At 56.5% G+C, this 719-nt stretch carries 1 protein-coding gene; it reads right to left on the reverse strand.

The genetic code is table 11. From position 1 onward, the window contains the following. Window positions 1-719, reverse strand: a 719-nt coding sequence (locus tag FW760_RS26015) for a hypothetical protein (RefSeq protein WP_446444117.1), incomplete at both ends; no start/stop codon positions are given.

Here is a 719-nt window from a genome sequence, read left to right on the forward strand (position 1 = left end):
CCTTTTGCACCCCCCACCGAATGCGCATAAGGCATCCCTGCCTCCGCATCCGTTATACCACTTGTCGAATTCGGATTCTTTCCAGGTGGCCCATTTTTACCACCAGCGTTGTCAGCCAGGCTCGACGCCTTCCAAGCCGTCTCCCGCTCCCCAAGCGCTTTCGCAACCTGCCCCAGCTTCCCTGCCTTGTTGATCACCGCAAAGCTCAGGGCGAACTCGGTCTCCCACTGCATTTCCACCCGCAGGGCAGCCTGTTCCTGGCCTTGCAGGCGCAAAACAAATGCCTGGACTTTCGCGTCCTGCTTGGCGCTCTCAAAGGCTTGTGCGACTTCGTACGGATTGCTGGCCTTCTGAATCAGTCCGTTGGTGATACGAGAACTGGTGCCACTAAAGTCCGTGACCAGCCCTTCACCCAAGCCGTAGATGTTTTTGGCTGACTCGGCCACTGCCGCCGCAATGCCTTGCCCTACGCCAATCCCACCACCCAGCAGATCGGTTTTGCCGTAATTGAGGTTGCGGTCGTAATAGGCGAGTTGTTCCCAGTTCTGAAGGAATCTGTCGTTGATCAGGTATTCCTGATTCACCTTCGGATCATAGAAGTTCGCGTGGTTGATCTCGTAGTTCTTGAGCAACGCCAACGTTTCCGAGGCGGTATACACCTTGTGCGGTTCGCTGATGCTCGGCACATCCCCTTTGTCCGTGGTCGCATAGTTCGCCCC

The organism is Pseudomonas sp. 1176_21 (assembly GCF_052850635.1).